Raw genomic sequence first — 9,233 nt, 5'->3', positions numbered from 1 at the left:
TGGAACTACTTCAAATCAACAGCATGCGTTGCAGACTAATCGCCCGACGCTCTAGATCCTCGGGTCAAGCCCGAGGATGACGCAGGTGGGTGGCTGAACGACCATCAAGGAAACAAAATCCCAGGGAAACGTGGATGCAAGTAGGGAAGCCGGAGAGCAGCATGACGGAGGACCCTTCGGCAGTCCGATTACCGTCTTCCGGCATTCAAACCGGCTTCACGAACCCGTCCAGCACGCGCTTGCGTCCGGCCTTGTCGAAATCGATGGTCAGCTTGTTGCCTTCGATCGAGGTGATGTTGCCATTGCCGAACTTCATGTGGAAGACGCGGTCGCCGATGGCGTAGGCGGAGGACTCCTCGCCGGTCGAGCGCGCCACCAGTTCGCCTTCGATGGTGCGTCCGCGTGGCCCGCTTTCGCCGTAGCCGATCCGCTCCACCGCGTGACCGGAGCGTGAGCCCCAGTTGTCGCGGGTGGCGTCGGAGCGGTTGCCTTGGGCGCGTTTCCAGCCGGGCGTGGCATAGGTGTTGGAAAACGGCTCGGCGCGGTCGAAACGGGATTGCCCGTAACCGCCATAGGACACCTCGGTCTCGCCGACCTCGACATGGTCCTCCGGCAGTTCATCGAGAAACCGCGACGGCATGGTCGACTGCCAGAGCCCGTGAATGCGGCGGTTGGACACGAACCAGATATGGCAGTGGCGTTTGGCGCGGGTGATGCCGACATAGGCGAGCCGGCGCTCTTCCTCCAGCCCGGCGCGGCCGCTTTCATCCAGCGCGCGCTGATGCGGAAACAGACCTTCCTCCCAGCCCGGCAGGAACACGGTCTTGAACTCCAGCCCCTTGGCCGAATGCAGCGTCATGATCGAGACGGCGTCAAGGTCTTCGTTGTTGTCGGCATCCATCACCAGCGAGACATGCTCCAGGAAGCCGCGCATGCTCTCGAACCCTTCCATGGAGCGGATCAGCTCCTTGAGGTTTTCGAGCCGGCCCGGCGCTTCCGCCGAGCGGTCGTTCTGCCACATCTCGGTATAGCCGCTCTCGTCGAGGATCTGTTCGGCAAGCTCGGTATGGGGCGTGGTTTCCAGAAGGTCCTGCCAGCGATCGAACTGGGTGACGACGTCGAACAGCGCCTTGCGCGGCTTCGGCTTCAACTCGTCGGTGTCGATCAGCTCGCGCGCGGCCGCCAGCATCGGAATGTTGCGGGCGCGGGCATAGTCGTGGACCTTGCGGACGCTGGCATCGCCAAGGCCGCGCTTCGGCGTGTTGATGATCCGCTCCAGCGCTAGATCGTCGGCCGGCTGGCAGGTCAGGCGGAAAAACGCCATGGCGTCGCGGATTTCGAGGCGTTCGTAAAAGCGCGGTCCGCCGATGACCCGGTAATTGAGGCCGAGAGTGACGAAGCGGTCCTCGAATTCGCGCATCTGGAACGAGGCACGCACAAGGATCGCCATGTCGTTCAGCGCTTCGCCCTTCTTCTGGTACTGCTCGATCTCCTCGCCGATCGCGCGGGCTTCCTCTTCGGAATCCCAGGCGGCATGGACCTGCACCTTGCTGTCGTCGGGATCGGTGCGCTCGGTGAACAGCGTCTTGCCGAGACGGCCTTCGTTGTGGGCGATCAGATTGCCGGCGGCGCCCAGAATATGCGCGGTCGAGCGGTAATTGCGCTCCAGCCGGATCACCTTGGCGCCGCGGAAATCCTTCTCGAAGCGCAGGATATTGTCGACTTCCGCCCCGCGCCAGCCATAGATCGACTGGTCGTCATCGCCGACGCAGCAGATATTGATGGGACCGTCCTCACCGCTCGGACGCTGGGCGAGCAGCCGCAGCCACATATATTGCGCCGTGTTGGTGTCCTGATACTCGTCCACCAAAATGTAGCGAAAGCGGCGGTGGTATTCCTTGAGAATGTCCGGGTGCTGACGGAACAGCTCGATCGGGTGCAGCAGAAGATCGCCGAAATCGCAGGCGTTGAGCGTCTTCAGTCGGTCTTGATAGGCCTGATAGAGCTCGCGGCCGCGGCCATTGGCAAAGGCGCGGGCATCGCCCTCGGCAATCGTCTTCGGCGTCAGCCCCTTGTTCTTCCAATTGTCGATCATGCCGGCGAACTGGCGCGCCGGCCAGCGCTTGTCGTCCAGCCCCTCGGCCTGGATCAACTGCTTGAGCAGCCTGAGCACGTCATCGGTATCGAGAATGGTGAAGTCGGAGCGCAGCCCGGCAAGCTCGGCGTGGCGGCGCAGGAGCTTGACGCCGATCGAGTGAAACGTGCCGAGCCAGGGCATGCCCTCGACCGCTCCGCCCACCAGCGCGCCGATCCGTTCCTTCATCTCGCGCGCGGCCTTGTTGGTGAAGGTGACGGCGAGGATCTGGCTGGGATAGGCCTTGCCCGAGGCCAGGATATGGGCGATGCGGGTGGTCAGAACCCGGGTCTTGCCGGTGCCGGCCCCGGCAAGCACCAGAAGCGGCCCTTCCGTGGTTTCCACGGCGTCGCGCTGCTCGGGGTTGAGGCCGGAGAGATAATCGGGCGCATCCGGCGCGCGGCGCGCGGCCATCGCTCGTGCGGCAAGGCCGGAGCGGGCGGGCGCTGCGGGCTGCGGCGCATCGTCTTCGTCGAAAAACGGAATATTGTCGTCACCTTGATTCATGAGGCCAATCTAGTGGCTTGCATGGCAAAGGTGAAGGCGGCGCGGGAAATGAGAACAAAAAAAGCACATCCCCGGCAATGCAGGCCATCGATTATGCGCCGCCAGGCGGAGGTAACATTACAATTTGGTGAGGTTTGATCTGGCGACTTGCGGAGGCGGAAGCGATAACGATACTTCGGTACAGGAATCCCGCCCAAGTTGTCAGTCCGAGGTCATGAATGCGTCTTTATAATCAGCTTGCCATCAGTCTCGGCGTTCTGGCGGTCGGGGCCGCGGCCTGGCTCTGGTTCGCGCCGGATGGTCGCGCGCTTCTGGCCTCGATGGGCATTGCCGGCAATAGCGAGACGGCCAGCGCCCCGTCCGGCGGCCGCGGCGGCGGTTTCGGCGGCGCCGTTCAGGTGGTCACCGCGCCGGTCACGATCGGCACGGTCAATGATCAGCTCACGGCGATCGGCAGCGGTGCCGCAATCCAGTCGGTGACGCTGCTGCCGGAACAGGCCGGCACGATCACGGAGATCAGCATATCCTCCGGCGACAGGGTGGAGAAGGGCGACGTCATCGTTCAGCTCGATGATCGCGAGCAGGTTCTGGCGCGCAATCTGGCCGAGGTCGCGCTCGAAAGCGCCGCCCGGCAGGCCGAGATCAACCGCAAGATCAGCTCCTCGATCTCCAATCTCGAAGTCTACAACGCCGAGATCGCCGAAAAATCCGCCAAGCTCGATCTCGAGACGGCGGAACTCAATCTTGCCCGCCGGCAGATCGTCGCGCCGATTTCGGGCGTCGCCGGCATCGTCGGCGTCAATGTCGGCGACTATGTCACCACCTCGTCGGAGATCGTCACCATTGACGACCGTTCGGCGATCCTCGTTGATTTCGACGTTCCGGAGCGCTTCGCCACCGCCGTGGCGCCGGGCGCGCCGGTGGAGGCAAGTCTGGTCGCAGCCCCCCAGAAGCGCTTTGAAGGCGTGGTCGAGGCGGTCGACAACCGGATCGATCCCGCAAGCCGTACCTTCACCGTGCGCGCACGCCTCGATAATGAGAACGATGCGCTGAGAGCGGGCATGTCCTTTGACGTGACCATGCGGTTTTCCGGCGATGAATATCCCGGCGTCGATCCGCTTGCGATCCAGTGGGATTCGGACGGCGCCTATGTCTGGCGCATCGTCGATGGCGCGTCGCACAAGGTCCGCGTCCGGGTGATCCAGCGCGACCCCGATCTGGTGCTGGTCGATGCCGCGCTGGAAGAGGGCGGCCCCGTGATCATCGAGGGTATCCAGCGCCTGCGCGAGGGCGGCGCGGTGCGTGAGGCGAACGCGGAGGCGTCGTCATGAGCGCGGAAACCCCGCCTGGCGAAAAGCGTGACGAGATCGCTGTCGATCACGCAACCGAGCATGGCTTCACCGCGATTTTCGTGCGCCGGCCGATCATGGCGCTGGTGTTCAACGCGCTGATCGTGGTCGCCGGCCTTGCCGCCTATTTCGGCGTCGAGGTGCGCGAACTGCCGGATGTCGACCAGCCGGTGATCACCGTGCGCACCACGTTTTCCGGTGCTTCGCCTGAAACGGTGGACCGCGAGGTCACCGATGTCATCGAGGGCGCGGTCGCGCGCGTTTCCGGGCTGCAGTCGATGTCGTCGCAGTCGCAGACCGGATCGAGCCGGGTCACGCTGGAATTCAGCAAGGATACCGATATCAATGTCGCCTCGATGGACGTGCGCGATGCCGTCGGCCGGGTCGAGGGGCAATTGCCGGATGACGCCGACGAGCCGCGCATCGTCAAGGCCGATTCGGATGCGCAGCCGATCTTGCGGCTGGCGGTCACCTCGTCCACGCTCGATATCGATGACCTGACCAAATATGTCGAAGACAATATCGAGGACAGGCTTGCCGCCGTGCAAGGCGTGGCCGATGTCGCGGTCTATGGCGACCGGGAAAAGATCTTCCGCATCGATATCAATCAGGCAGCACTTGCCAGCCGCGGATTGACGGTTGCCGATCTCGCCAATGCGCTTTCAGACATGTCGTGGGACGTGCCGGCCGGCTCGCTCACCAGCACCACCCAGGCGCTCGGCGTGCGCGCGACGGCCGACCTGACCACGCCGGAAGAGTTTGCAGATCTGAAGGTCGCCGACAATGTCCGCCTTGGCGATGTAGCAACCGTCGTCTTCGGTCCGGATACCGCGGCGACGGCGCTGCGCTACAACGGCCAGCCGGGCATCGGTCTCGGCATCGTGCGCCAGGCCAAATCCAATACGCTGGAAATATCGGAGGGTGTGCACAGGGTCATCGAAGAGCTCCGGCCAAACCTGCCGGAAGGCACCACGATCCGGGTTTCGAGCGACGACGCCGTGTTCATTTCGGGCTCGATCGAGGAAGTGGTCCGCTCGCTGACGCTTGCCGCGCTGATCGTGGTGGCGATCATCTTCCTGTTCCTGCGTGACTGGCGGGCGACCATCATCCCGGCGATCACGCTGCCGGTGGCGCTCGTCGGCACGCTGGCCGCGATCTATCTCGCCGGCTTCTCGGTCAATATCCTGACCCTGCTCGCGATCGTGCTTGCCACCGGCATGGTGGTGGATGACGCGATCGTGGTGCTGGAAAACATCGTGCGCCTGCGCGCGCTCGGCATGGGCCCGCGCGCGGCCGCCGTTCTCGGCACCCGACAGGTTTTCTTCGCGGTGATCACCACCACGGCCACCCTTGCCGCCGTGTTCGTGCCGCTCTCCTTCCTGCCGGGGCAGGCGGGCGGCCTGTTCCGCGAATTCGGCTTCGTGCTCGCCTTCGCGGTGATGCTGTCGTCCTTCGTGGCGCTGACGCTATGCCCTATGCTGGCTTCGCGCATTCTGGTCCAGCACAAAGAGGGCAAGCCCGGGCTCGCTACCCGGCTCGGCAACGGCTTCAACCGCTTCTATGCGCATACGCTGCGCTGGTCGCTGTCCGCCCCGCTGGTCGTGCTTTCCTTCGGCGCGCTTTTGATGTTCGGCGCCTATCTCGCCTATGCCAACATCACCAATGAACTCCTGCCGAGCGAGGACCGCTCGATGCTGATGATGCGGGTGTCGGCGCCGGAGGGCGTCAGCCTCGATTATACCCGCGACCGCATCCAGCAGGTGGAAGAGCGCCTGCAGCCGCTGATCGACAGCGGCGAGATCGAAAGCGTTTTCTCGATCTCGGGCTTCGGCAGCGATACCAATAGCGGCTTCATGGTGATGACGCTCGCCCCCTGGAGCGAACGCGAGCGGGTGCAGAGCGCGGTCGCCGGCGATGTCAACATGGCCGCCGGCCAGATTCCGGCGGTGCGCGCCTTCGCCTTCCAGCCCAACTCGCTCAATATCAGAGGCGGCGGTAACGGGCTCAGCGTTGCGCTGGTCGGTTCCACCCATGAGAAGCTCGCCGTCGCGGCGGCTGAGATCGTGGATGCGATGGAAGCCGACCCGATGTTTTCCGCCCCGCGGCTCAGCAATGACGCCTCGCAGGCGCAGCTTGCGCTCACCCTCGACCGCCGCAGAGCCGACGACCTCGGCATCGATATCGCCGGATTGTCGGAGGCGCTGAGGGCGCTGCTCGACGGCCGTTCGGTCGGCGAGGTGTTCATCGACGGCGAATCCTATGACGTGCAGCTTCGCTCCGACACCCGCAAGGTCGATGACCCGACCGATCTCAGGAATATATTCCTGAAGGCCGGTGACGGCCGCATCGTGCCGCTGTCCACCATCGCCACGCTGGAGGAAAAATCGATTGCGCCGACGCTGGAGCGCGAAAACCAGCGGCCCTCGGTTTCACTGTCGTCCAGCCTTGGCGAGGGCGTGGCGCTGGGCGAGGCCTATCAGCGGCTGGTCGAGATCGCGGAGCCGCTTCTGCCCCCCGGCGCTCATGTCGAGGCGCAGGCGGAGGCGGCCGCGCTCGACGAGAACGCTTCCGGCATGACCATGGTGTTCGGTTTCGCGATCATCATCGTGTTTCTGGTGCTCGCCGCCCAGTTCGAAAGCGTATGGAGCGCGCTGATCATTCTGGCGACCGTGCCGTTCGGCATCGGCTGCGCGGTGATCGCGATGCTTCTGACCGGTACCAGCCTCAACATCTATTCCCAGATCGGGCTCGTGCTCTTGATCGGGGTAATGGCGAAGAACGGCATTCTGATCGTCGAGTTCGCCAACCAGCTGCGCGACCGGGGCGAGGGCGTGCGCGACGCGATCGAGCATGCGACGCTTCTGCGCCTGAGGCCGGTGATGATGACGATGATCTCGACAGTGCTCGGCGGCATCCCGCTGGTGCTGGCGTCGGGTGCGGGCGCCGAGGCGCGCATCGCGCTTGGCTGGGTGATTGTCGGCGGGCTCGGCTTTGCCACCATCGTGACGCTCTACATCACGCCGGTGGCCTATCTGATCCTTGCCCGGTTCTCGAAACCGAAGGTCGATGAGGAGCGCCGTCTGAACGCTGAAATGCACGACGCGACATTGCTCGGGCATCACTAGAGCATCGGGCGATTAATTGGCGTTGCCCGATGCTCTAGATTCTTTATTTTGACGCGTCGGGTTAACGAAAAACCGGATTCCACTTTTTCGCCCGACGCTCTAGCGCCGCCGGGAAATCGTCAGGCGCTGCTTGCGGAATCATCCGCCATGCTGTTGTTATGGAGACCGGCCGGAAGCACCGGCATTTCGAGAACAGAGGGGAACACCATGATCAGGACCATCGCTATTGCTCTTTCGGGCTCACTGCTGCTTGCCGGATGCGCGTCGACCGGCGGCGAAGACGTCGCGCCGCAGGAAGTGTCGGTGACCAATATTTCCGTGTCCGACCCGGGCGCCTACATGGACAGCCAGGAGCAGGCATTCCGCGATCAGCTCAAGGATACCGGCGTGACGATCGTGCGCACGCCGAAATATATCGCACTGGTCTTCCCGTCCTCGATTACCTTCGAGACCGACAAATACGATATCGTTCCCGAATTCACGCCGGCGCTCGATACCATCGCCGCGCTGCTGCGCAAGTACAGCGCCACCGATATTGACGTGAACGGCTATACCGATTCCACCGGCTCGGACGCCTATAATCTGAAGCTGTCGCAGCAGCGCGCCAATGCGGTCGCCGGGGCCATTATCCAGCGCGGCGTCAGCCCGCAGCGCATCCTGCCGGTCGGTTACGGCAAGGCCGATCCGGTGGCGAGCAACGATACCGCAGATGGCCGCGCCCAGAACCGCCGCGTCGAAATCCGGATCGCGCCGCCGGCAGCAGCGGGCGCCACGGCCGCCGCACCCGTGACGGCAGCCCCTATGGCCAATTGAGCCGGCTGCGCTATCTTGACAACAGGTGCGGCTGATTGTGGGATTGCCCCCGAGAAGCCGCACATTCGCGCCATATGATTGCCGCAAAGAAACGGCTTCAACGTTGGCGAAGCTTTCAACTCTGAGGGACACCATGCTGAAGAAGATCACCATCGCAGCCGTAGGCCTTGCCTTTCTTGCCGGCTGCACGACGACCGACCCGTATTCGGGCCAGACCGTCAACAACAACACAGGAACCGGCGCGCTAGCCGGCGGCGCGCTTGGCGCGCTGGCGGGCCTTGCCGTGGGCGGCGACGCCAAGGGGGCTGCGATCGGCGGCGCGCTCGGCGCAATCGCCGGCGGCGGCATCGGCGCCTATATGGACAATCAGGAGCGGGAGTTCCGCCAGGCGCTCGCCGGCACCGGCGTTTCCGTGGTCCGCAACGGCGACATGCTGACGCTGATCATGCCGGGCAACGTCACCTTCCCGACGGATGAGTACTCGATCCTGCCGAATTTCTACTCGACGCTGAACGCCGTTTCGACCGTGCTGCGCAAATATGACCGCACCGCGGTCAACGTTAACGGCTACACCGATTCGACCGGCTCGCTCGAGTATAACCAGCGTCTATCTCAGGAGCGCGCCAACAGCGTGGCGAATTACCTGATCCGGTCCGGCGTTGGCGGCAACCGCATTTCCGCCGTCGGCTTCGGCCCGTCCAACCCCGTCGCCTCCAATGCGACGCCGGAAGGCCGCGCCCAGAACCGCCGCGTCGAGGTGCAGATCTCCGCCGTCAAGATGTAACGGCAAAAGGCGGCCGCGGGGCCGCCTTTTTCGTATCGTACTTCGTGAAAAGAGGTCGCGCCCTGCGCGGCCTTTTTGTTTTACCGCAGCCTGAGATTGACGGGCATCCTGCCGGTCGCATCGTCGGCGATATAGATATGGATCTTCACCGCGGGCGCGATCGAGCGGGCGGCGCGTTCGCTCTGGCTGGACAGCAGGCCGACCAGTTCGCGGGCCTTGTAGCGCCCCTGGAAACGCGCGTAGTCGGCGAGTTTCTGGGCGGCTTCCTGCAGCGGGTTGAGGCCGCCGCGGCGATCGAGGGGGAGAGATTGGCCTGACATCATTCCGAAACGCTGTTTCCTGGTCACGTCTATCCTCATACGCAAGACACTCAAGGATTTACCGGCGGTTTGGAGCGCGTTGGGGCGAGGTGCGGCTATTCGAACTTTCGCTGTTCTTGCTTTCCAAAACCTTACTCTCGAGATTAAGGCGGAAACCTTTCAAAAGCCTTTACGAAAAACGCCGGCCCGTTAACGGGGCCG

The 9,233-nt window shown here is 63.7% G+C and carries 6 protein-coding genes; 4 read left to right on the top strand and 2 right to left on the bottom strand.

All coding sequences use genetic code 11. The annotated features are described in order from the left end of the window. Positions 1–205 precede the first annotated feature (205 nt). A complete protein-coding gene (locus tag V6766_RS21840) occupies positions 206–2,641 on the bottom strand; it encodes an ATP-dependent helicase (protein WP_448470151.1) in 2,436 nt (811 codons plus the stop codon). 218 nt (positions 2,642–2,859) lie between these two features. On the opposite strand from V6766_RS21840, the gene V6766_RS21835 reads away from it, so the two are divergent. The 4 genes from V6766_RS21835 to V6766_RS21820 all read left to right on the top strand — a co-directional run bounded on the left by V6766_RS21835 (position 2,860) and on the right by V6766_RS21820 (position 8,712). Beyond that, entirely contained in the window at positions 2,860–3,972 is a 1,113-nt protein-coding gene (locus tag V6766_RS21835; protein ID WP_448470149.1) for an efflux RND transporter periplasmic adaptor subunit, read from the top strand. Continuing rightward, a complete protein-coding gene (locus tag V6766_RS21830; RefSeq protein WP_448470147.1) occupies positions 3,969–7,115 on the top strand; it encodes an efflux RND transporter permease subunit in 3,147 nt (1,048 codons plus the stop codon). Before V6766_RS21835 ends, V6766_RS21830 begins: the two co-directional genes overlap by 4 nt. Before the next feature lie 207 nt (positions 7,116–7,322). Beyond that, entirely contained in the window at positions 7,323–7,928 is a 606-nt protein-coding gene (locus V6766_RS21825) for an OmpA family protein (RefSeq protein WP_448470145.1), read from the top strand. 133 nt (positions 7,929–8,061) lie between these two features. After that, on the top strand, positions 8,062–8,712 hold the full coding sequence (locus V6766_RS21820) for an OmpA family protein (protein ID WP_230722459.1): 651 nt from the start codon (positions 8,062–8,064) through the stop codon (positions 8,710–8,712). An 80-nt stretch (positions 8,713–8,792) separates the two neighbouring features. Here the strand turns inward: V6766_RS21820 and V6766_RS21815 are convergent, their stop codons facing one another. Then, positions 8,793–9,059 (bottom strand): hypothetical protein, encoded by a 267-nt coding sequence (locus V6766_RS21815; protein ID WP_448427368.1) that lies wholly within the window; start codon positions 9,057–9,059, stop codon positions 8,793–8,795. Between the last annotated feature and the right edge of the window lie 174 nt (positions 9,060–9,233).

This window comes from Martelella sp. AMO21009, from assembly GCF_053484295.1.
The sequence above is the reverse complement of the archived record's forward strand: the minus strand, read 5'-3'. Positions and strand labels throughout refer to the sequence as shown.

Bases quoted from the DNA above. Each gene is read 5' to 3' on its own strand.
- V6766_RS21840 (WP_448470151.1), bottom strand. From the start codon at position 2,641: ATGAATCAAGGTGACGACAATATTCCGTTTTTCGACGAAGACGATGCG.
- V6766_RS21835 (WP_448470149.1), top strand. From the start codon at position 2,860: ATGCGTCTTTATAATCAGCTTGCCATCAGTCTCGGCGTTCTGGCGGTC.
- V6766_RS21830 (WP_448470147.1), top strand. From the start codon at position 3,969: ATGAGCGCGGAAACCCCGCCTGGCGAAAAGCGTGACGAGATCGCTGTC.
- V6766_RS21825 (WP_448470145.1), top strand. From the start codon at position 7,323: ATGATCAGGACCATCGCTATTGCTCTTTCGGGCTCACTGCTGCTTGCC.
- V6766_RS21820 (WP_230722459.1), top strand. From the start codon at position 8,062: ATGCTGAAGAAGATCACCATCGCAGCCGTAGGCCTTGCCTTTCTTGCC.